At 66.5% G+C, this 24,425-nt stretch carries 9 protein-coding genes; 5 read left to right on the top strand and 4 right to left on the bottom strand.

Going from position 1 to position 24,425, the window contains the following annotated elements:
* Positions 1–18 precede the first annotated feature (18 nt).
* Positions 19–891, bottom strand: a complete 873-nt coding sequence (locus tag NFV80_RS00135; protein WP_296757431.1) for an HDOD domain-containing protein — start codon at positions 889–891, stop codon at positions 19–21.
* Positions 891–2,216 (bottom strand): bifunctional diguanylate cyclase/phosphodiesterase, encoded by a 1,326-nt coding sequence (locus NFV80_RS00130; protein WP_295324611.1) that lies wholly within the window; start codon positions 2,214–2,216, stop codon positions 891–893. Before NFV80_RS00130 ends, NFV80_RS00135 begins: the two co-directional genes overlap by 1 nt.
* A 149-nt stretch (positions 2,217–2,365) precedes the next feature.
* On the opposite strand from NFV80_RS00130, the gene NFV80_RS00125 reads away from it, so the two are divergent.
* Positions 2,366–3,433, top strand: a complete 1,068-nt coding sequence (locus NFV80_RS00125; RefSeq protein ID WP_295324608.1) for an AraC family transcriptional regulator — start codon at positions 2,366–2,368, stop codon at positions 3,431–3,433.
* Positions 3,434–3,763: 330 nt separating this feature from the next.
* Positions 3,764–4,438: a PEP-CTERM sorting domain-containing protein gene (locus NFV80_RS00120; protein WP_295324606.1), complete on the top strand. Its 675-nt coding sequence runs from the start codon at positions 3,764–3,766 to the stop codon at positions 4,436–4,438.
* 3 nt (positions 4,439–4,441) lie between these two features.
* Here NFV80_RS00120 and NFV80_RS00115 read toward each other — a convergent pair whose 3' ends face one another.
* Positions 4,442–4,660 carry a hypothetical protein gene (locus NFV80_RS00115; RefSeq protein ID WP_295324603.1) on the bottom strand — a complete coding sequence of 73 codons (219 nt, stop codon included), beginning with the start codon at positions 4,658–4,660 and terminating at the stop codon, positions 4,442–4,444.
* Between NFV80_RS00115 and NFV80_RS00110 the strand changes: the two genes are divergently transcribed.
* Positions 4,659–5,753 (top strand): MBL fold metallo-hydrolase, encoded by a 1,095-nt coding sequence (locus NFV80_RS00110; RefSeq protein WP_295324601.1) that lies wholly within the window; start codon positions 4,659–4,661, stop codon positions 5,751–5,753. The two genes, NFV80_RS00115 and NFV80_RS00110, sit on opposite strands and share 2 nt — an antisense overlap.
* A gap of 38 nt (positions 5,754–5,791) precedes the next feature.
* Complete coding sequence (locus tag NFV80_RS00105; RefSeq protein WP_295324599.1) at positions 5,792–7,078, top strand: hypothetical protein; 1,287 nt, start codon at positions 5,792–5,794, stop codon at positions 7,076–7,078.
* 39 nt (positions 7,079–7,117) lie between these two features.
* On the opposite strand, the gene NFV80_RS00100 is transcribed toward NFV80_RS00105, so the two are convergent.
* Positions 7,118–7,618 carry a hypothetical protein gene (locus NFV80_RS00100; protein WP_295324597.1) on the bottom strand — a complete coding sequence of 167 codons (501 nt, stop codon included), beginning with the start codon at positions 7,616–7,618 and terminating at the stop codon, positions 7,118–7,120.
* A 323-nt stretch (positions 7,619–7,941) separates the two neighbouring features.
* Between NFV80_RS00100 and NFV80_RS00095 the strand changes: the two genes are divergently transcribed.
* Positions 7,942–24,425, top strand: a 16,484-nt coding sequence (locus NFV80_RS00095) for a putative Ig domain-containing protein (protein ID WP_296757428.1), incomplete at its 3' end; no start/stop codon positions are given.

Below are 24,425 nucleotides of genomic sequence, written 5' to 3'. Positions count from 1 at the left end.
CGCCAGTGCCGGTGGCGATCAGTCGACTGCCTCGATGATCGCCGTCGCCTCGGCGTGCATTCCGCGAAGGTCTTCCTGATCGATGCCGAGCAGCAGCAGGCACGCTTCTCCGAGCTTTTGCCACTCCTGCGTCCGACTCTCGCCGCGCAGTTGCTGCAGGAGGTATTCGGCGGTCTGGCTGACGGCGATCAGCCGACGGCTCAGCGTGGGCAGATCCGATTCCACGGGAGTGAGCGCCGCCGGGTCGTGATGATGCCGGATCGCCTCACCGACCTCGTCCGGTAGCCACCAGTCGACCGCCATCAGGGCACCGACGACCGCGTGGTCGGTCGGATGTTCCGCCCGTTCGACAGCGGTGAACGAACGTTCGGCGTCGTCATTGGCCCGCGCCAGCGTCTGCAGGTAGCTGGGCAGCCGGCGCAACAGAATGACGATCCCGCAATCACGAAAGAGGCCGAAGGTGTAGGCATCGGCAGCGTGCACGCCGGGCAGGTCGAGTTCCTGTGCCAGCCAGCCGGAGAGTGCAGCGATGCGCGCCGATGCGTCCCAGAAGCGGGCGTAGTGACCGCTGTTGGGAAACGCACGCCGCAGGCTGATCGCCGCAACCGCCCGGCTCGTCACCTCGAGGCCGAGCAGCATGAGCGCATCGGCAACCGAACGCACGCGCGCACGCAGACCGAAAGATGGCGAACTGGCCGTCCTGATGAGGCCGGCGGCAAGCCCGACGTCGGCGTTGATCAGCTGCCCGACGCGACGCAGGCATGGATTGTCCTGCATCATCTCTTCGCGGATGCGGTCGATGATCAGCGGTCGCGGCGGAATATCGATCGCCCGCAGGTTCGCTTCGAGCGCCGTCTCCACCCGTTCCGGGCCGACCAGGCGGGTGTCCATCAGCGGGCCTTCCTCGTTTCCATCCAATGTGACAACTCCTCCTCGCACATCGGCTTTGCGTGCAGGAAGCCCTGCGTCGCATCCACCCGTGCCGCTTCGCAGGCGGCGAGTTGCGCGGCCGTCTCGACTCCTTCGGCGACGACGACCATCCCCAGTTCGCCAGCCAGCCGCGTGATCGCACTCAGGATGGCAAAGGCCCGCCGATCGTCTGGCAGCTCGTTGATGAACGCGCGATCGAACTTGAGCTTCGTCGCCGGCAGGTCCTTCAGGTTCGCGAGGCTCGAGTAGCCGGTACCGAAGTCGTCGATCGCCAGGCCGACACCGACTTCGTGCGCACCACGCAGGTTGGCCTGCACGACCGGAGAGGCATCGACGAACAGGGACTCGGTCAGTTCGAGTTCGATTGCGTCGGGCGGCAGCCGGGCGCAGATCAATGCCGCGTGCAGGACACTGAGAAAGCTCGCCGAGCAGAGTTGCAGGCGCGAGATATTGATCGCAATCTTGGTCGGGCAGCCCTGGGCGCGCAGGCGAGCGGCGCAGCGCGCACCCTGCAGCAGGATCCATTCGCCGAGCCGTACGATCAGCCCGGTCTTCTCGGCGACGGCGACGAGCTGCAGCGGGGACACCTGTTGGCCGCCGACAGTGCAGCGCATCAGGGCCTCGACCGCCTCGATGCTGCCGTCCGGGCGAATGATGGGCTGATAGTGCAGCTCGAGATCGCCGGTTGCCAGCGAAGCCTGCAGTACGCTCTCGATCTCCAGGTCCCGCCTCGCCGACCACGCCGCGGACGTCGCGCCAGGCGGTTCGGCAGCGACGACGAAGAAGCGGTTGCCACCCTGGCGCTTGGCCTCGCCCATCGCACGATCGGCACGCGCGAGCAGGCTGAGCGGATCGTCCGCTGCGTGCCGCCAGGTGAGGCCGATGCTCACCGACGGCCGGAAGAGGATGCCACCAAGCAGGATTGGCTGATCGACGACCGCCAGCAGTCGTCCGGCAATCCGTTCGGCGTCAGGGGTCTCGACCACCGGCAGCAACAGCGCGAACTCGTCACTTCCCATGCGCAGAAGCGTCGCCCGGTCACCGGCGACCGAGCGGATGCGCCCGGCGATGCGCGCGATGACGGCGTCCGCCTCGGCAAATCCGAAAGAGTCATTGACCTGGCGGAAGCGGTCGAGGTCGAGCCACATCGCGCACAGCGATGCCTGTGCCTGATCTGCCACGGCGAACAGGCGTGCCAGCAGGCGCTGGCCGGAACTGCGCAGGTGAAATCCGGTCGTCGGGTCGCGGGTGGCCGGCTGCGCACCGTTTGCTGTCCCTCCTGGCACGCGAAGCCTGCCGCGCGCCGGTCCTTGCCGTTTGATGACGTCGCTCCTTTCCAGCGCCAGGAAAAGCTGCCTTTACAACCATTCCGCTGGCTCCGGGGTCAAGGCTACGCGGCCGCAGAATCGGCGGCTTGACTATGGGCGCCAATCGCATGACCATTGCCGCCTTCGCCGGATCCTTGGCAAGGGAAGAGGGGAAAGAGGGGAGCATGGAGGAATCAGGGAGCACGCTGGCAACCCTCTGGTGGGCGATGCTGCGGCTGATCGAGAAGCACGGAATCGATCCGCAGCAGTTCTGCAGGACACTGGGCATCGCCCCGGACGTGCTGCGCGACGTGCATGCCCGCCTGCCGGCTCGTCTGGCGGATGTCGGCTTCGAGCTGGCGGCCGCACGGATCGGCGACGAGGCATTCGCCCTGCGAGCCGCCGAGTGCTGGCATCCCTCCAATCTCGGAACGATGGGTTATGCCTGGCTGTCCAGCCGCACGCTGCATACCGGTTTGAAGCGGATCGAGCGTTTCTCGCGCATTCTTGGCAGCCGGATCCGATACCGTTGTTCCGAGGACGCCGACGGCGTCCATCTCGCCTTCGATCACGGGCGTGGCGACGCCGCCATCGGGCCGCTGCTGACCGACTTCTCGCTGTCGATCCTGATCGCCATGTGCCGGGTCAATGCCGGCAAGCGCACAAGCCCGGTCAGCGTCCATCTGCGCCGGCGCGAACCCGCCAACCCTCAACCCTGGCAGGACTTCTTCGCCTGCCCGGTCACTTTCGGCCAGGCGGCCGACGGCTTTCTGCTGGCCAGCGAGGTGGCCAACGCACCCTTGTCTTCGGCCAACGTCCCGCTCGCCAACACCTTCGACGCGATCCTCGCTGGACAGCTTGCGACCCTGATCGATGACGACATTGTCAGCCGTTGCAAAACGCAGGTGCTGCAGCACCTCACCTCGGGGGTACCGTCGGCGCAGCAAGTGGCGCGCGCACTCGGTCTGAGCCAGCGCAGCCTGCAGCGGCGACTGGCGGCGCTCGGCCTGAGCTTCCAGGGCGTCGTCGACGAAACCCGCCACGAATTGGCACGACGCTATCTCGACGATCCGGGCAAGTCGGTCACCGAGATCACCTTCCTCCTCGGTTTTTCCGAGCAGAGCGCGTTCACGCGCGCTTTCCGGCGCTGGAGCGGCATGGCGCCCTCGATCTATCGCGGCCTGCCGGCGACCTGAGTACGCCCGCCGCGGATCGGTACGGCAGAACGGGAAAATCGCGTGGCAAGTCAGCGGGGACAGCCATTTGCCGGTCTTCGCTGGGGTGATTCGGGTTGGAGACTCCATGAATACCGTACGCTGGACGGCCTTGCTGCGACCGACGACGGTTCCCAAGTGTCGACGCATTTTACATGCCGCCAGGGGCGAACCCGCGAATCGTCCGCAAGCGCTTGAAAATAAATCACGCTTATGTATCGAAGCGGTTCTGGCACGACACTTGCTTTGTAGTTCATACAATCCGTGCATAGTCTGCGCGGCTCAATCGACCCAATTCTTCTGGAGACCAAGATGCCCAAGTTTCTTTCAAGCGTGACCCTCGCCCTTCTCTCCGCACTGGCGGTCCCCAGCCAGGCGGCAGTGTTCTATTCCAACGACTTCGAAGTCTCGGCGGCCGGCATGTCGGGGGCCGGCTTCCTGGCCCCAACTCAGGGCTATTCTGCCTACGGCTTCGGCAGCCAGTACTTCCGCAACAGCAGCTTCGGCAACCCCGCCGCCTCCTCGGTTCTTGGCTTTTCCCTGGGCAGCGCCGCGACCTCGGTGGCCCTCAATTTCTACTTCGCCGCGATCGACTCCTGGGATGGCGCCAACTGCTGCGGGCCTGACTTCTTCAATGTCAAGGTAGACGGCACGACGATCTATACGAAAAACTTCGACATCTTCGGCTCCCCCAGTATCGGCCCGGAATTGACCACCCTCGTCTATGGACCCAATCTCGCGGTCTCGGGTTGGGGCGACCAAGGCTATAAAGTGGCGTTATCCATCGGAAACCTGTCGGCCGGTGCGCACACAATCGAATTCTTCGCTTCCGGATCGGGTTGGCAGGGTGGCGACGACGAAAGCTTCGCGATCGACAACGTGATCGTCAGTGGTGATGATGGTGGTCAGCTACCCGAGCCCGCCAGCCTGGCCCTGTGCGGCCTGGCCTTGCTCGGCGCCGGGGCTGCACGCCGGCGGCGTGCGTAGAGCTCAGCCCGGCGCCAGCAGGCGCTGCACTGCCATGACCGACCCCGGCCGCGTGCCGGGGTTTTCGTTGACCGGGGAGAACGGGCCATGAGAATCGGCGACACGCCGCGCCACCCTTGCGCGCACAAGCGCAGGGGAAGCGCAGGGGAAGCGCTTGCCGCTCGCCTGCGTTTGCAATAGATTGGCGGCGTTTTGCGCTTCGGCGCCCACGGAGAGCCTCATGTTCAGCGAACTGATTTTTCGGCAACTGTTTGACGCGGCCTCCTCGACCTATACCTACCTGCTGGGCGATCCGCAAAGCCGGCAGGCGGTGATCATCGACACCGTTTTCGAGCAGCACCTGCGCGACCGCGCGCTGGTCGAGGAACTCGGGCTGCGACTGGTGGCCACGCTCGACACCCATTGCCACGCCGACCATGTGACCGGTGCCTGGCTGATGCAGGAGGCCACCGGTTGCCGGATCGGAATTTCGCGACGCTATGGCGATGCCCTGCAGGGCGCCGACCTGCGACTCGACCACGGGGACCGGGTGCCCTTCGGAAAACCCTGCATCGAGGTGCGCGCAACTCCCGGGCATACCGATGGCTGTCTCACCTACGTCAGCGACGACCACCGCCTGGCTTTCACCGGTGACTGCCTGCTGATCCGCGGTGCCGGCCGCTGCGATTTCCAGCAGGGCAACGCGCATACCCTCTTCCGCTCGATCCGCGAGCAGATTTTCAGCCTGCCGGACGACTGCCTGATCTTTCCCGGCCACGATTACAGCGGTCGCACCATGTCCTCTGTCGGCGAAGAACGCGCGCACAACCCGCGTATCGGAGGACACGCCGACGAGCGCGACTTCGTCGGCTTCATGGAAAACCTGAATCTGCCGCACCCGAAGCAGATCGCCGTTGCCGTACCCGCCAATCTGCGCTCGGGCAAGCCGGAAGACGCCAGGGCGCCACGTCCCGCCGACTGGGGACCGGTGCGGCAGAGCTACGCCGGGCTGCTGGAGATCGACCCGGAGTGGGTCGCCGAGCACCGGGGCGAAGTTCATCTGCTCGATGTCCGTCAGCGCGAGGAACTCGACGAGCGCCTCGGGCGTATCGCTGGCGCACAGTGCGTGCCGTTGAGCGAACTCAAGGAGCGCCTGGCGGAGATTCCGCGCGAGCAGCCGGTGATCGCCGTTTGCCATTCCGGAATGCGCTCGGGTCAGGCAACGGTGATCCTGCGGCAGGCCGGTTTTGCGCGCTTCGCCAACCTGCGTGGCGGCATGCTGCTCTGGCGACAGCTCGGCCTGCCGGTGGCGCACGGCCCGGGGACGGCGGCGTAGCGTGTCGCTTCCCGACTCCCGACCATGATCTGCCGCCCGTGAAGATCGTCCTTGCCGAAGCGGACCGCGCCGTAATTGCTGCCGTTGCCGCCGCTGCCGAGCCGCCGGGCAGCATCGTGCGCGACTTCGACACCCTGCTCGATTTTGTCGGCGAGAACGGGATGCCGGTTTCGCCCAAGGAATACGATCTCGGCATTGCCCGCCTGGCGGAACTCAATTCCCGCCTGACCCACCCCACTCCGACCGGCCTGAGTCGCGGACGTCAGATCTCCTATCCGCACATCGACGGCCTGCACCTGCTCCTGCTGGTCAGCAAGCTGGGCAAGCTGGATCGCTCCCGGCCGACCGCGCGACTCGTGCTCGATTCCGGGCTGCTTGCCACGTGGCGTCTGCTCAACCCGATCGAACGCTACTTCGCGCTGCTCGAACGGTGGTGGAGCCTCTCCGAAATTCACCAGGGCCATGGCGAGCTCGAAGCGCTGCGACAAACCGAATACCGTCACGCGTTCCTGCGCAGCCAACGCCAGGGCAACTCCAGGGACGAGCGCGAACACGGTACCCGCGGCATCTGGTGGCGGCTGGTCGGCATGAAGCAGATCGCGCTGCTGCAGATGTTCGGCATGCTCGACATCGTTTCGTTTCGGGCCGAGCCGGGCGAAGGCTGGAAGATCCGGCGCATGCGCTCGACGCCCTGGGGACTCACGGCCAGCGCCAGCTACCTGCAGGCCTTCCGCTACACGAGCGTCGGCGCGCTCGAAGAGTGGCTCGATTCGTCCGATGCGGAAACTGACGAAGACGATGCGAGCGAAGGCACGGAAACGCAGACCGCCGAGGACGATCGACCGGCGTTCCACTACTGGGCGGATGCCGTGCTCCCACTTTTCCCGGCCTGGCAGCATGTGCTCGGCGAACCGGCCGCGGAGGAGCCATTCCGTGGCAGCTGCACACTCAAGGTCTCGCTCGGCGAGCACGCGTGGCGCCGCATCGTCCTGCCCGCGGAGAGCACCTTCGACGATCTCGCCCTCTTCGTGCTGCAGGCATTCAAGTTCGATGACGAGCACCTGTACGAGTTTCGATTTCGCGATCAGTATGCGGCTCGGCGTACCCTGAGCGATCCGCGCTACAGCGAGGCGGAAGACGAGTACGCGGATGCGCTTACGCTCGGCGCGGCCCATCTGTTTGCCAGGCAGTTCATCGAATTGCAATACGGCTTCGGCAGCGAATGGCGTTTCCAGGTGCTCGTGGAAGCGCTCGACGCCTCCACCAGCGTCACCAGCCCCGTCGTCCTCGAAAGCCAAGGCCGGGCGCCAAGACAATACGATTGACGAGTTGCGGCGAGCGCCGCAGGTGCTTCGGAACCGAACTCAATCGTCGCTGCTCCCCGCACCCGCGTCTTTCCCGGCCATCGCCCGCCGATAGCGATCGACCACCTCGGCTGCCAGGCGTGCGGGGGTCGCCCGAGTTCCCTCGGCTGCGAGTACCGCTTCGAGAATCCGCTCGAGTACGGCAAGGTCGGGTAGCGGTGTTCCGGAGGCTGCCGCGTCGGAGGGGTTCGCGCTGTAGGTCGGGCGAACCTGCGCAGCCACCGGCGGACCACTCCCGGTCGCCAGCCAGTCGACGCTGACGCCGGCGGCTACTGCCATCGCCAGGGCCTTGTCGAGCGGCGGCATGCGACCTTCCCGGAGATAGCTGCGCAGCACCGATTCGGCGAGACCACTGCGGCGTGCGAAAGAGGAAACCGACTCCTTGCCGACCAGTGCGTGCAAACGTGTCGGGAGCGCAGTGATTTCGCAGCGCACCGTCGTGGCAACGTCCGTCGCTTTCGCATAGGAGGGGGATCCAGCACGCCTGGGCAAATGGGTCATCCGGGATATCTTGTCGAATTAATGAGGGAATGTTTCCGGAAGTATTGACAGCTCGCAAGATCTTGCGGAAAATCGTTGCGCATAGCATAGCAGGAAAGATCGCTGCCGCACCTGCGAATCGGGAATGTGAAATGGCAATGATTGCCGGCAATGCCCGTCGCAGCGCAGTGGGCACCATCACGGGCCAGCAGCCGGCGTCGATCTCCTGTGTGCTCTGCCGCATTTGCAGTTCGGTATTTGCAGTTCGGCGCCACGGTCGGCCAACGCGGAACGTGCGTCCCGTCCGATGGCATCGGGTGTCGCGATCCTTTGAGGGGAAAGCCGTGCGCAAGTCTGCCGAAGACCATCCCGAACACCACCCTGTACGCTCACTGCTGTCGTCTGCCGTAAGAAGGGCGCTTGGCCGCCTCTCGGGCAAACCGAGGCAATGGCAACACGGCGCCGTGGCGGGCACCCGCCTCCACTGCGAACCGCTCGAAGCACGTGTGTTGCTGTCCGGCGATCTGCTCCCGCTTCCCGACCCGATCGACGCCACGATCGCCGTGGCTGGCGAAGCCGCGGCTTTCGACGAGGCGCCGGGCGGGACGGTACGCGTCCTCCTGGACGGCCAGATAGACGCAAGCACGCTCGACTGGCCGCTGGCGAGTGCGCGAGGGACGTCCGCCAGCACCGACTCCGAGCAAGCGCTTGATGCCAGCGCGGCCGACGATGACGCAAACCACACGCCAACGGCTGCCGAGTTTGTGACCGTCAAGACTGCCAGCAGCCTGGCGCTGGATGCTGCCGCCAGCAACCAGGCCCCCGTGTTTCCTGGAGGCAGGGGGTTCGTCACGACCGATGTAGGATCGGCCTACGACTGGGCCTACGGCGTCGCCATCCAGCCAGACGGGAAGTACCTGGTAACCGGCCGCAGCGATGTCGCCGATAAGTCCGTCTTCAGCTTGTTGCGCTACAACGCCGACGGATCGCTGGATAGCACTTTCGACGGCGATGGCAAGGTGACGACGGCGATCGGCTTTTCCGCCAGAAGCTATGCTGTGGCAATGCAGAATGGCAAGATCGTGGCCGCAGGCGCCAGCGATCAGATCGCAACATCGCAGGATTTCGCCTTGGCGCGGTACAACAGCGACGGTTCCCTCGACACCGGATTCGGCCGCGATGGCACGGTGACCACAGATATCGCGTCGAATTGGGACGAAGCCTCGGCCATGGCGGTGCAGAACGACGGCAGGATTCTCCTCGCCGGCAGGAGTGTGGTGCAGATGAGCCATGCGAGCAGAACCGTCGTTGTCCGCTACCTCGCCGACGGCTCGCTCGACCCGACCTTCGGCGACGGCGGCCGTGTGTTCCCTTTCTTCGGCTATCCCACCGAAGTCTTGTGTTCCCTGGCCGTCCAGCCAGACGGGAAGATTGTCGCGGTCGGTTACGGGAGCAACCCGGCTTCGAACAACCAGGCCCTCGCTCTCTTTCGTTTGAACCGCGACGGGACACTCGACTCGGATTTTGGCGGTGGCTACAGGTTTTTCTACGATTTCGGTGTGTTCAACCTGCAGGCCAGCGTAGCACTGCAGGCGGATGGAAAGATCTTGGTCTTCAGCACCAATGGAAGCCGTGCGTCGCTATGGCGCTACGACAGCAACGGTTCGCTGGACACCAGCTTTGGCAACTGGGGTTGGTTGGCGACCGGAGTACAAGTGCAGAACGAAGGCAGCGCCCTGAGCATCGAGGCCGACGGCAGGATTCTGGTGACCGGCAGCCGTTACCGTGTGGGCGGCCACTATGACTTCGCGCTGGCACGGTACAACAGCAATGGTTCTCCGGACGACGGGTTCGGAACGCACGGGTTGGTGGCGACTGCCATAAGCCCCCTGACAAGTGGCGGCAGTGCCGTCCTGGCACAGGCCGATGGCAAGATCCTCGTGATCGGCGGCGAGAAGAACCTCGACAATGCGGACTCCGACTTCGCGCTCGCGCGCTACAACCCCGATGGCAGTCTGGATACGAGCTTCAGCGACGTCGGTCTGATGCATGATCAGACCGCGGTCGCCGGCAAAGCGCTCGTCGTGAACATCGCCGGCAATCTGTTCGTCGACGCCGATGCCGGCGACACGCTCGACCTCAGCGTCCGCCAGGTCGACGATTCGGCGCTGCCACCCTGGCTTTCGTTCGATGCGGCGAGCCGCACGCTGCACGGCACGCCGGGCAGGGGGGATCTTGGCAGCACTCGCCTCGTCGTGAAAGCCACCGACCGCGCCGGAGCGAGTGCATCGAGCAATCCCTTTACGATCACCGTCGTCGATCTGCCCAATTCCCCGCCGACCGGGGCCGTCACGATCAGCGGGGCTGCCGTCCAGAATCAGGTACTCCTCGCCCGCAACACGCTGGCCGACGCCGACGGACTCGGGGCGATCAGCTACCAGTGGCAGGCGTCTGCCGACGAAATGAACTGGGTGGCCATTGCCGGCGCGACGGCCGGCAGCCTGACATTGAACCAGGAACAGGTCGGCAGGAAGGTGCGGGTAATTGCCAGCTACGTCGATGGCCATGGTCGGCAGGAGTCCGTCGCCAGCGCCGCGACGGCCACCGTCGCCAACGTCAACGACGCTCCTGTGGTCGCCAAACCGATTGCCGACCAGTCTGCCAGCGAAGATTCGGCCTTCCGCTTCATTGTTCCCGCCGATACTTTCCTCGACGTCGATGTCGACGACCGTCTCAGCTACCGCGCTGCGCTGGCCACGGGCGGCGCCCTGCCTCCATGGCTGCACTTTGATGCAGCGACGCGCAGCTTCAGCGGCACCCCCGGCAACGGCGACGTCGGCATCGTAACGGTGAAGGTGACGGCAAGCGACCTCGCGGGCGCAACGGCCTCGACGAACTTCCTGCTGACCGTGGTCAACACCAACGACGCTCCGACACTGGCGAGACCCATTACCGATCAGACTGCAACCGAGGACGCCGCTTTCCGCTTCACGGTTCCCGCTGACACCTTCGTCGACGTGGATGTCGGCGACCGCCTGAGTTACCGCGCCACCCAGGCCGACGGCAGCGCCTTGCCGCGCTGGCTCGCCTTCGACACGGCGACGCGCCGCTTCACCGGCACGCCGGGCAGTGAGGACCTCGGCACGCTGGACCTCGAAGTGACCGCCACCGATCTCGAGGGTGCCAGTGCCGCGGCCAGTTTCCATCTGGCAATCGGCATCGACCCCGCCAAGCCGCGCCCGGACCTGACCGTCGGCAATTTCCGGATCAGCCCGGCGGGCAACTGGTCTCCCGGCACGCTGGTCACGGTGATGTGGGATACGATCAACGCCGGCAACAGTGCCGTCGTCCGCGACTGGCATGAACGGCTCGCAATCCGTAACGCCAGCACCCACGAGTCGATCGCCGTGCGTGACGTCGTCGAAAATCCGCTCGACGGCCAACTGGTCAGCGGTGGTTCGCTTGCTCGTTTGCTGTCGTTCGTCTGGCCCGATGGAACCGCGGGCAGCGGCCGCATCGAGTTCCGGGTGCTGCTCGACGTCGATCGCCAGGTCACCGAGAACAATGCCGGAGGCACCGCCGAGACGAACAACGAGGCGATCGTCATGGCCGACAACGCCCCGGATCTTCGCGTCGATTCGTTGACCGCACCAGCCAGCGTGATCGGCACCGTTCCCATTGTCGTCGCCTGGACGGCAGCCAACCAAGGCACGCTCGACATCGCCGCCGACTGGAACGATCAGATCGTCTACAGCAGCGATTCCCTGATCGGCAATGCCGACGATGTCGTCCTCACCACCGTTCGTCACAGCGGCGGCCTGCACGTGGGAGAACGCTATCAACGCAGTGCCACTGTCGCCCTGCCGCTGCAGAGCGCTGGCCACTATCTCCTCGGCATCCGTGCCGACAGCGGCGGCGAGCTGTTCGAGCCCGACGCTCGCGCCAACAACAGCGCGAGCCGCCCGCTCGACGTCGTCGCCCCCTATTCCGACCTGCAGCCGACAGGAATCGAAGTGCCGGAAGCGGCGACCAGCGGCGACAACGTCACCATCTCCTGGCAGGTCGCCAATCGCGGCAATGCGACGACCAATCGTCCGCTGTGGAACGATCGCCTGCTCCTTTCCAGGGACCAGACGCCGAGCAGCGACGATCTGGTCGTCGCCGGCTCGTTGCTGCACACGGGCGCGCTGGCGGCAGGCGAGAGCTACTCGGGTCGGGCGACGATCACCCTGCCCCGTGACCTCAGCGGCGATTACTTCGTGATCGTCACCAGCAATTCCGATCGCTCGCTCGACGAGGCAGGCCTGACGGCCAACAACAGCCTGGCCGGCAACAGCGCCCTGCGCGTAAGGCTCAAGCCGACGCCCGATCTGCAGGTCGGCGAGATCGTCGCGCCTTCGCTTCTGCGGCCTGGCGACGCTGCCACGCTGCACTACACGCTTATCAACCAGGGGAGTGCCGCCACCGACGGCGCCTGGCGCGATCGCATCTACATCGACCGTGGCGACCAGGGCGGCCTCTACGAAGTGGCGAACGTGCTCAACACCGGCAGGCTCGACCCGACAAGCAGCGTCACCAACGGCGTCAGCTTCGTGCTGCCCGCCGCCTTTGCGGAGGGAAACTTCCGCTGGCTGCTCACGGCCGACGCCGACAACAGTCTTTACGAGCGCAACGGCGAGGCAAACAACCAGTCGAGCGCGGCGCTGCGCGTCGCGCGTCCCGATCTGGTGGTCGCCGATGTGCACGCACCCACCCTCGCGCGCTCTGGCGACCGCCTGCGCGTCGAGTGGACTGTCGATAACGTGGGCGCCAGCGCTGCGGGAGACTACTGGATCGACTCGGTGTACCTCGCGCAGGACGCGCAAACCCGCCTGCTGGCCGAAGTGGCCCACACTTCCGGCCTGGCAAGCGGCGCCCGCTACGCGGCTGCCGCCGATTTCGAGATCCCGCTGGAACTCGACGGCGACTATCGGCTCGTGGTCGTCACCGACGCGGCACGCCGGATCGACGACCACCAACGCAACGACAACCGCGCCGACACTCCGGTGCACATCGACCGGGCACCGTACGCCGATCTCGCCGTTACCGACTTGTCGGCGCCTGCGCAGGTGATCGGCGATCCGGCGCGGGTCGCGGTGACCTGGACGGTCGCCAACCACGGACAAGGCGCCGGTCGCAGCAGCACCTGGAGCGACCGCCTGGTCCTGTCTACGGATGCGGTACTCGGCAACGCGGACGACCGCCTGCTTGGCGAGTACCGTCACGACGGCGTTCTTGCTCCCGGAGAATCGTACACGCGTAGCGCCGAAATCCTGCTGCCGCCAGGAACTTCGCAGCGCTACCAGCTCTTTGCCGTCACCGACGCTGCGCGAGAGGTTTTCGAGAATGGTGCCAGGGGCGACGACATCGCGCTCCTCGCCCATCCGCTCGACGTCATGCCGGTTCCCTACGCCGACCTGCAGGTCGAAGCGGTCGGTGCGGACGGCCCGGCTGCCAGCGGCCGCCCGCTGCGCGTCAACTGGGAAGTGGTCAACCGGGGCATCGGCATTACCGACAGCGGCGACTGGTCCGATCAGATCTGGCTCAGCCGCAATCCCGACGGCAGCGACGTGGTCGCCTCGCTTGGCAGCGCACGCCACATTGGCCAGCTCGCCGCCGGCGACCGCTACCGCCGCAGCATCGACGTCACCCTGCCCGACGGGATCGCCGGCAACTACTACCTCAACGTGCGCACCGGCGGGCCATTCGAGTTCGTTTTCGGGGACAACGACAGTGGACACTCGCAATCGATCCCGGTCGCCCTCTCGCCCTCGCCCGATCTCGTCGTCGAAACGGTCACTCTGCCCCCTGCGGCGCGCGCTGGATCGCTGCTGGACGTGGCCTGGACCGTGCTCAATCAGGGCCAGACCGCGGCCACCGGCATCTGGGAAGACTCGCTCTGGCTCGTGCCGGCCGCCGGCGGCGACGCCGTTTCGCTCGGCAGCTTCCGCTATGACCGCGAACTCGCAGCCGGACAGCGCTACACCCGCAGCGAGCAGCTTCGTCTGCCGGCGAAAATCGAAGGCGCGTACCGCGTGCGGGTGGTCACCAACGCCCGACTTGGTGGCGGCGGCGACCAGGTCTACGAATATGGCAGCGCGCGCGACAACAATTCGCTGACTTCTGCCGAGCTCGGCGAGATCAGCCTCGACGATCACCCGGATCTGCGTGTCACCGCGGTCAGCGCACCTGGGCACGTTGCCGCCGGCAGCAGGGTGGCGATCGCTTACACCGTCGCCAATTTCGGCGCGGCAGCGAGCAGCGGCCACTGGACCGACAGGGCATATCTGTCGACGAATGCCACGCTCAGCGCCGACGACCGCCTGATCGGCGAATTCGCCAACGGCAGCGCGCTCGCTCCCGGAGAATCGTACGCCAACGAGAGCACCACGATAGAGCTGCCGATCCGTCAGCGCGGCGACGCCTGGCTGATCGTCGTCGCCGACGCCGGCGGCCAGGTCGACGAGTACCCCAACGAAAGCAACAACAGCGGCGCGACACGGCTGACCGTCGACGCGCAGCCCTTCGCCGATCTCGTCGCCAGCGACGTCGTCGCGCCCGATCAGGCGGTGCATGGCGCCACCATTGAAGTCCGTTACCGCGTGAGCAACCTGGGCAGCGCGACGACTCGCGGCGAAACCAGCGCGCTGGACAACTGGACCGACACCATCTGGCTTGCGCGCGACCAGCGCCGCCCCGGTGCCGGCAAGGGAGACGTCCTGCTCGGCTCGCTCACGCATGTCGGCAGGCTCGGAGTCGGCGAAGACTATCTCGGCAGCGCGCAGGTCACGATTCCCGACGACGCGCTTTCCGGCCAGTACTATCTCAGCGTCTGGAGCGACACCTACGACGTGATCGTCGAGGACACGCTGGCCAGCAATCTGAACCCGCAGGATCCGGAGCAGATCGACAACAACAACTATCATGCCCGCGCGATCGGCATCCTTGGCGTCACGCCGCCCGACCTCGTGGTCAGCGACGTCGTCGGGCAACCGTCGGCAACTGCCGGTGGCAGCTACCGCTTCGCTTACAGTGTGCAGAATCGCGGCGAGCGGTTCAGCGGCGACTGGGTCGATTCGGTCTATCTCAGCGATTCGCCCGAGTGGACTACCGCGCATGAACTCTGGCATCTCGGCGACTTCGCGCAACGGCGCAGTCTCGACACCGGCGAAACGTACACGGTCAACCAGACGCTGTCGCTCGCGCCCGCGGTGCACGGCCGCTACCTGGTGGTTCGCACCGACGCGCATACGCAGATTGGCGAGACCACCAAGACCAACAACGTGCGTGCCGTCGCATCCGTGGTCGTCGCCGAAGCCGCCGATCTGCGCGTCACCGACGTCCGCAGCGAAGCGGCGGCCGACTCCGGCGAGGAAACCTCCGTCCAGTGGACGGTCACCAATGTCGGCGCAGCAGTCTGGTCGGGAACGCGCAGTTGGGTCGACGACGTCTATCTCGGGCGTGACCCGGAGTTCGTCCCCGAACGGGCAACGCTGCTGGGCAGCTTCCTGCACGCCAACGTCGAAGGGCTTGCCAGCGGCGGAAGTTACAGCGCCTCGACGCGTGTGCGGCTGCCGATCGGCGGCGAAGGCAGATATTACGTCTACGTCGTCACCGACGGCGAAAACAACGCCGACGATATGCGCGGACATCCGGCGAGGCGAGAACTCACGACCGGCGGCGACAACGACTCGGCCAGGGACGACTACTACGCCCGATCGGTTTACGAAGGCGCCGCCAACGACAACAACGTGGGCAGTGCCTCGCTGTACGTCCATTACCGTGAGCCCGACCTGCAGATCGACCGGATCACGCTTTCCGATTCGATGGTGCAATCCGGCGCGCCCCTCACCGTCAGCTGGACCGTCAGCAACCGTGGAAGTCGGCAAACCCGCAGCGCGAGCTGGTTCGACGGCGTTTATCTGTCGCGTGACGCTTCGCTCGACGATGGCGACTTCGCGTTGACTGGCGGTAACTCGTCGGTCGAGTCCCTGCTCGGCGTCAAGGCGATCCGCATCGGCGAAAGCGCCCAGTCCAGGTTCCTGCAACCTGGCGAGTCCTACAGCGCTTCGGCAACGTTCCGGCTGCCGGAGTCGGTCGGCGGCGACTTCCATCTGATCGTCCGTACCGACACCGCAGTCGGCAGAAGTGCCGGAACTGCCAGCACGATCCGCGACGGCCTGCCTGGCCTCGCCCGCTTTGGCGACACCGCCGGCGCGGTGCGGGAATTTCGCGACGAGGGCAACAACGAAGCATCGGCTGCGCTCCGCGTGCTGCTGGCGACGCCGCCCGATCTGCAGGTGGCGGCAGTCGAGGCGCCGGCAAACGTGCTCGCCGGCCAGACCTTCACCGTGCACTGGCAGGTGGTCAATGCCGGTGGCGACACTCCGGGCGATCAATCTGCCTGGAATGACCTCGTCTTTCTCTCCAGGGACCGCTTTCTCGACCTCAGGCAGGATCACTATCTCGGCTACCTCGCGCACGACGGCAGGCTCGCCGCCGGCGAGCGGTACGACGCCGCGCTGACGGTCAGCGCACCTCGCGACCTTGCAGGTCCCTACCATGTCTTCGTGATCACCGACCCGACGCGCATTGGGGGAAGCGGCGATACGGGCAAGGTGCGCGAATTCGGTAACGAGCAGAACAACGCCAGTGCCGCGCCACAGCCGATACTGGTCGAAACGCCACCGCCGGCTGACCTCACGGTGAGCCCGGTGTTCCTTCCGGCCGACGCCAGCGTCGGCGATGAGGTCACGATCGGCTTCACGATCCGCAACGATTCGAGCAATCCCGCCTACGGTCGCTGGACCGACGCCGTCTACCTTTCCGCCGATAACGAGTGGGATGTCAACGACTTCCTGCTTGGCAAGGTCGAACACGTCGGCGATCTCGCCGGCAACACCAGCTATGACGGAACCTTGCGCGTGCGGCTGCCGCCGGTCAAGGACGGGGAATGGCGAGTCATCGTCCGGCCAGACCTGTACAACGAGGTCTTCGAAGGCAGCATTCGCTATACGGCGGCCGGCCTTCAACTGCCGCCGGGTGAAGCGAACAACCGCAGCGCCTCGGGGGGAACGCTGCGCGTTCGCGTCCCCGAACTGGAGGTCGGCAAGCCGCTTGCCAGCACTCGCGGCCCGGGCGACGAGCGCCTGTACAAGCTCGCCGTCGCCGGCGGGGAAACGCTGCGCGTCCGCCTCGAAGCGGCTGCCGGCAGCAACGAACTGTATCTTCGCTATGGCGAAGTTCCCTCCGGCTACGCCTACGACGCTGCCTACGGCGACCCCATGGCGGCCGACCAGCAGGCGCTCGTCGCGAGCACCCGTAGCGGCGACTACTACGTGCTGCTGCGCGGTCGCCAGGGACCGGTCAATCTGCCGATCCGCTTGCGTGCCGATCTGCTGCCGCTGTCGATCACGCGCATCACGCCCGACCACGGCGGCAGCGGCGACGACGAAAATCGCTGGCTCACCGTCGACATCCATGGTTCGCACTTCGCTGCCGGTGCCCTCGTCAAGCTCTCGCGACCGGGCGTCGCCGAAAGCGAAGCGGATCGCTGGCAGGTGCTCGATGCCACGCATATCCGCGCCGTCTTCGATAGCCGCCGACTGCCGCACGGACTGTACGATGTGACGGTCATCAATCCCGACGGGCAGCAGGTGACCGAAGCCGAACGCTACCTCGTCGAACGCGGCGTCGAGCCCGAGGTCACTCTCGGGATCGGTGGTCCGCGTACGCTGGAACCCGGCGAGAGCGGGATCTACAGCGTTTCCCTGCAGAATCTCGGCAATCTCGACACTCCCTACGTGCGCTTCAGCGTGGGCGTCCCCGAAATGGGCTACAGTGACGAGGTGCTCGAAGGGCTCGCCCTGCCCTATCTGGTCTTCGGCGGCACGGCCGGCGGCCAGCCCGACGGTCGCACCGTCGACAGCGCCGGGAATACCCAGCACTATGGTGCGACGCCCAGCGACGGCACCTCGCGCGCCGACATCCCCTGGGCAAGCCTCGACGGCGTGCACGACGACAGCGGCTGGAACCTGGCGCCGGGCTACGCCTTCGACCTTGCCGACGGCGGTTTCGTCGGCACGTCGTTTACCCTGCAGACCTATCCCGGTCTGGCCGAATGGCTGGCGTACGACTTTCCGGGATTGCGCAGCCGACTCTACGCGCTGCACCCCGACTGGCAGGAACAGGGCCTGCTCGACCATGGCGTGGCGGATCTCGACAGGCTGGGCGAAGGGCTCAGCAGGAAGTTCCTGTCCACGGTCCCCGAAGAACACCTGGGCAAGCTCGAAGCACTCGCGCTGCCTTTCCGGTTCGACGTCGCCGGAGCCGCTACCCCGCTGACCCGCGAAGAGTTCATCGCCGATCAGACGAGGCATGCCCGCGAGCTGCGCGCAGCGATCCTCGCCGATCCCGCGGCACCCCCCGGCCTTGCCGCCCTGGCTGCCGACGCCGGGCAGTGGCAGGAAGGCTGGCTGGCGGCGCTCGAAGCCGCCGGCATCCTGCGTCCCGTGGCCGAAGCGCCGCCGATTCGCGAGAATGCCAAGGTGATGAGTCTCAATGCGACGCTGGCGACCGGCATCCTGCTCGGCAAGGGCGGCGACAGCTATCGTACGCAGTCCGATCTGCTCGGCTTCTTCGCCAAGGTGCAGGCATGGTACGGCGACACCGCGCAGTACGCCGGTGACGCGAGCGCTGCGCGGGCGCCGATCGCTTACCAGGAGGTTCGACAGATTCAGGAGGGTAGCGTCGAAATACCGGTCCCGGCGATGGCCGATCCTGCGCGCCTCGATTTCGGCAGCAGCCAGATAGCACGCACCGTGGACTTCCATCTCTTCGTCGGCGCCCGTTCCGAACTCGAGTACCTGCGCCACGTCGGCGTCCTCGACGAAGACTTCCGACCGCTCGCCGGCCAGCCGCTCGATCTTGGCCAATACCTGCAGCAGGCCGCCGCACGCGATGCCACGGCGGTGGCTCCGGTCCGCGTACGCGCTCCGCAGGCAGCGCCCGGCGAAGACGGAGTCGCTTACGTTCCGGCCGACGTTTCGCTGCCCTATTCGGTCTCGTTCAGCAACCCCGACGAAACGCCGGTCGGCCAGTTGCGCATCGTCAGCCAGCTCGATGCCAGGCTCGACGCACGCTCGTTCCGCCTCGCCGACCTCAAGATCGGCGACATCAACGTCCACCTGCCCGCCGACAGGGCAGACTTTCAGGGCGACTTCGATTTCACCGCGAGCAAGGGTTTCCTGCTCCGCGTCAGTGCCGGCATCGACGCCTCGACGCACGTCGCGACCTGGCTCTTGCAGGCGATCGATCCCGACAGCGGCGAAGTTCTGCACGACGCCCTGCACGGCCTGCTGGGCAGTGCCGCCGATGGCAACGGGAACGAGCAGTCGTCGCGCGGCTTCGTCAGCTACACGATCCGGGCCGCCGACGATACCGCCTCCGGCACCGAGATCACGGCGTCGGCGCGCCTGCTGATCGACGCCGCACCACCGATCGACAGCGACCCGGTCGTCGTCCGGCTGGACTCGCAGGCGCCGCAGACCGGCCTACAGGTCACGGCCCTGAACGCGGCCCCGCTTGCGAGTGCGGCGCCGACTTTCGATCTGAAGTGGGCCGCCGCCGACGACTTCTCGGGAGTCAGGTCGGTCACCCTCTACGTTGCCGAGAACGGTGGCGACTTCCGCATCTGGCAGCGCCAGTTGAGCCCACAGGCGACCGAGGCGCTGTTCACCGGCGAGCCCGGCAAGCATTACGAGTTCCTGGCAGTGGCCACCGACCACGCCGGCAACCGCGAGGCAGCGACCGTCACCGCAGCCGTCCTGCCAGACGACGGCGCCCGTCAGGAGGTGCTCGACAGCCTCGGTGCGACTGCCAAACTCGCGGCCACCGCCGAAACCCCGCTCGCCGCGAACGACCGCAGCTATCCGGCCAACGCCCTCTTCGCCGAGGCCGGCCGGCTCGTGCCCGGGTCGGTTGCCAGCGCGCGCGGCAGTGATCTGCAGTCGGTGCTCGCACCATTCACCCTGCGCGGCTTTGCCGGAGGCTACACGAGCAGCGCGGCCGACATCGGCGCGCAGGCCCTGGTCGAGATGCCCGACCACAGCGTACTGGCCAGTGCCGGCCGGCTGCGCAACGAAATCCATCGCTACGAGCCGGACAGCGGCAGTTTGACGCGAAGCAGCGCCGATCCCCTGCTTACGCTCGATTCGCCGGTACTCGATCTGGCAGTCGACGCGTCGGGACAACTGTGGGCGATGACCGGCGCCGAATTGCTGCAGATTGACGCGGCCAGCGGCACGGTCGTGCGGCGGATCGCGGCGGCGAACGGTGATCCCTTGACCCATGCCCTGGCGATCGATCCGGAGAGCGGTGAAATCTACGTCTCCTCGGGGAAAGGCATCGAAATCTTCGATCCGGCCGCTGCCGATCCGGGAAAGGCCTGGCGACATTTCAGCGCCCAGCGCGTCGGTGACCTCGCTTTCGCTCCCGATGGCCGCCTGTGGGCGGTGAAATGGACCGGCGACGACATCGTCGGCGCCACCCCCGACGCGACGACCGAAATCGTCAGCTTCCCGATGAGCGGCCGCAGCGCGGGGCGCGCCGAACTCGAATACCGTCTCGCCGGCGTCATCGACGGCATCGCCTTTGGCGCCAAGGACACGCCGCTGGCCGGTCTCCTGTTCGCTGGCAGCCAAGGCGGGCAACACCCGCTGCGCGCCGGTGTCGATGACCTGCCGCACGCGGGCAGCGTATGGATGATCGAGCTCGCCAGTCGCAGAAGCCTGCAGCTTGCCGGCGGCGGCACCCGCAGCGAGACGATTGTCACGACGCACGACGGGCGCGTGCTGGTTGCCGAGACCGGCCGCATCGACGAGATCGCACCCCGTCGGCCCCCGCTCGTCGAAGCGGTGACGATCCCCGATGGGGCGCTCGTGCCGCTGCCGATCCACGAGATTGGCGTTGCCTTCGACCAGGAAATGTGGACCGGCAACGGGGACGGCAGCGTCTTCGACGTCGACAACTACACCTTGACCGCCTTGCGCGCTGCCGCCTCCACCGACGGCAGCCATCCGGCCAGCGTTCGCTGGGATGCGGCAACCCGTACCGCCTGGCTCGAAGTGAGCGGGATGAAAGCCGGCGAATACCGCCTGCACATCGCCAGCCGCCTGCAGAGCGAAGCCGAGACGCGACTGTCCGCCGACTTCGAGACGAATTTCACGGCTCTCGACGACCTCAGCGATCGATTGCGCATCGACTTCTCGCGCACCCGCGCCGAGCACGCAACGGGTGCGGTCAGCTACGACGTAAGCATCACGAATATCGGACACAATGACCTCGCCGGTCCGCTGATGCTGCTTCTCGACCCTGGCCGCTACTTTGCCGGGACGATCGACGGTGCCGCTGCGGGCGCTGGCGATCAGTCCGACCTCTGGGTTCTCGACCTCGGCTCCGCGCTGCAGACGGCCTTCCCCGGCGGCAAGCTGGTGGCCGGCGCAACCCTGGCCGAGCAGACGGTCAGCATCGTTCCCGCGAGCCACTTCGGGCAACGCGCCGGAATGGCCGAACTGATCAAGGCCAATCTCGGCCACGGCGTCTATGCCGCCCCGCAGGAGAATGTCGCGCCTGTCCTGCGTGTCGCCGACGAGACCGCTGCCGACTCCCTGCCGCCGGCCAGTGTCGGACAATCCTGGAGCGCCGACATCGAGGCCGTCGACGTCGACGGGGATCGCTTCTACTGGCAATTGCTCGCGTCCCCGGCCGGTATGCGCCTGACGCCGCAAGGCGACAGCAGCAGCGCAGCCGACGGCTACCACGCGTTCGCCACGCTGAGCTGGACGCCCTCCACCGCTGCCAACGCCGACAGCGAGATCGTCGTCCGCGTCGAAGACAGCCGTGGCGGATCGGTGCTGCGCCGCTTCCCGCTCGCCGTTGCCGGCGGCAACCATGCGCCGCTGCTCGAGCTTCCCGGCGAGGTCACGCTCAAGGAAGGCGAAGCGCTCTCGCTGCTGCTGTCTGCCACCGACGGCGACGGCGACCTGCTGACCACGGCGGTGAGCAAGCTGCCTGCGGGCGCCGTCTTCGACGCCAGCAGCGGCGAGCTCCACTGGACACCCGGCTACGATCAGGCAGGCCGCTGGTCCGACATCACGCTCCGCGCCAGTGACGGCAAGACGATCTCCACCGGAACCTTTTCGATCGTCGTCGAACCGGGCTACGTCAAACCGGTGCTCGCTCCGCCTGCACCGCAGGCGCTGCGCGAGGGTGAACACTTCACCCTGCAGCTCGTCGGCTTCGTCCCGGGAGCCGTGGGCAACGGTCTGCAGGCCGACGGCAGCGCGCTGCGCCTCGAATACGGCGCCTCTTGGCTGCCCGGCGGCGCGACGCTCGACCCCGAGACAGGCCATTTCTCCTGGACTCCGAACTACGTTCAGCACGGTCATTATGCCGTTCCGCTGACGCTGACAGCGATCCGGACCGCTGCCGACGGCACGGTCAGCGAGACCAGCAGCCGCCAGGAGCTGGTGATCGAGGTGGCGAACGCCAACGGCGCACCGGTTTTCCCGGCGGCGGAAACCTGGAACGTGCTCGAAGGCCAGCCACTGCGCGTCAGCGTCATGGCTTTCGATCCGGACAATCCCGACTTCACGCCGAAGATCCGATTGCGCCCCGAGGCCGAAGCGGTCGGGCCGGAGACGCCGGCGCCGACAGTCAGCTACCGGATCAGCGGTTTGCCGCAAGGCGCGGTGTTCGACGCCGAAACGCTGGAAATCGTGTGGACGCCCGGCTACGATCAGGCCGGCAGCTACCAGGTCGTCGTCACTGCAACCGACGACGGCGACAATGCCGACCCTGCCGTCAGCCAGTGGGTGTTGCCGATCGTCGTGCACGATGCCAGGCGTGCACCGCAGATCGGCGCGATCGCCAACGCCATCGTCGATGCCGGAGAAGTCATCGACATTCCGGTCAGCGCCAGCGATGCGGACGGCAATCCGGTCGAACTCGGCGTCGACGGCCTGCCGGCTTTCGGCAGTTTCCACCCGCTTGCCGCGGCCGATCCGGCTCATGCCGAAGGGATGCTCCACTTCGCGCCGGGCGCAGGCGATCGCGGCGACTACACGATCACCGTTGACGCCAGCGACGATCGCTCGCCAGGGTCACAGCCAGAAGCTGCGCCGACGTCGATCGAGACCGCCACGCGCACTGCGTCGCGCAGCTTCGTCCTGAGCGTGCGCAGCCTGACCATACCCCCACGGATCACGGCGCCATATCAGGTCGTTGCCATCGTCGGCCAGCCGCTCGCGCTACCGCTGCTCGCCAGCGATGCCGATCAGGATCCGCTGCACTGGCGTGCCGACGACCTGCCTCCGGCCGCCACGCTGACGCCCGGTACGCAATACGGTCACGCCACGCTTTCCTGGATTCCCACGGCCGAAGACGTCGGCAATCACGAAGTCGAACTGATCGTCACCGACAGCGGCCTGCCGCCGCAGGATGCCGGTTACGTCAACCCGGCGCAGCCGGTGCCCAACGTCACCCGCCAGAACCTGCGCGTCGTCGTGCGTACCGCCAACGTGGCGCCCACTCTCGTTGGCGTACGCGTCAATGGCGAAACCCTTGCCGACCACGACGATGGCCTCGCCATCGCTGCCGCGGAGGGCGTGCCATTGGCGATCGATTTCTTCGCCGGGGACGCCGACGGCGACCCGATCGACTGGCAGATCGCCGATCAGCCACGCGGCATGTCCGTGACGTCCGACGGCAACGGTTACTCGCTGCGCTGGACGCCGGACGCGTTTGCCGCGCACGATGGCAATGCCGGCCACGACCTGCCAGGCCACTGGCGCTTCCGCGTCAGCGGTGGCGACGGCGCGGCGCAATTCACCCGCCAGATCGAGATTTCCGTCGCCAACGTCAACCAGGCACCACGGCTGCTGCCGATACCCTTGCAACTGGTCGACGAGGGGCACACGCTGAGCTTCACCGTACGCGCGTTCGACGCCGACCACGATCCGCTACAACTCTCGCTGATGCGCGACGAGAACACGCCGCGCGGGGTCGCGTTCAACGCCGCCAGTGGCAGCTTCGAGTGGACTCCCGACCAGGACACCGTCGATCCGGCACGCTCGCCGGGTCCGCCGGGCGCGGACGACAGCCGAACGTTCGCCTTCACCTTCGCCGCCAGCGATGGCCAGGCGCTGGCGACGCAAACGGTTCAGGTACGCGTTTTCGACGTCGATCGCCGTCCTCGGATCAGCGTCGGCAACCACGCGGTGCGGGTTGGCGACACGCTGTCGCTTCCGGTCCTCTTCGCTCGGGATGCGAGCGACGACGCGGTGACTGCCGCCGGCAACGGAATCGTGCTTGCGGATCCCGACGGCGCCGCGCAGACCCGATCCCTCACGATCAGCTTCGCCAATCTGCCAGCAGGAGCCAGCTTTGACCAGCAGAGGAAGCGCCTCGACTGGACACCCGGCCCCGGCCAGATTGGCGATACCGTCGTCACGGTTCGTGCGTCCGATGGCCTGACGAGCGGCAATGCCAGCGCCTCCTGCAACTTCGTCCTGCGCGCCGTCGCCAACAGCGAAGCCAACGTGCCGACCATCTTCATCTCGACCACTCCCGAACTGCCGGCCAACCCCGGGCAACTGGTGATCGGCAGCGTTCGCGCCGACGCGTGGAGCGGCATCGCGAGCCTGAAGGTCGAGCGCCGCGGGTCCGAATTGGACGCCTGGCAGAGCGTCGCGCTAGACGCTGCCGGGCGCTTTCACCTGACGCCCGAGCA

This window comes from Accumulibacter sp. (genome assembly GCF_023806565.1).
In the GTDB taxonomy this organism is placed as follows: Bacteria; Pseudomonadota; Gammaproteobacteria; order Burkholderiales; family Rhodocyclaceae; genus Accumulibacter.
The sequence above is the reverse complement of the archived record's forward strand: the minus strand, read 5'-3'. Positions and strand labels throughout refer to the sequence as shown.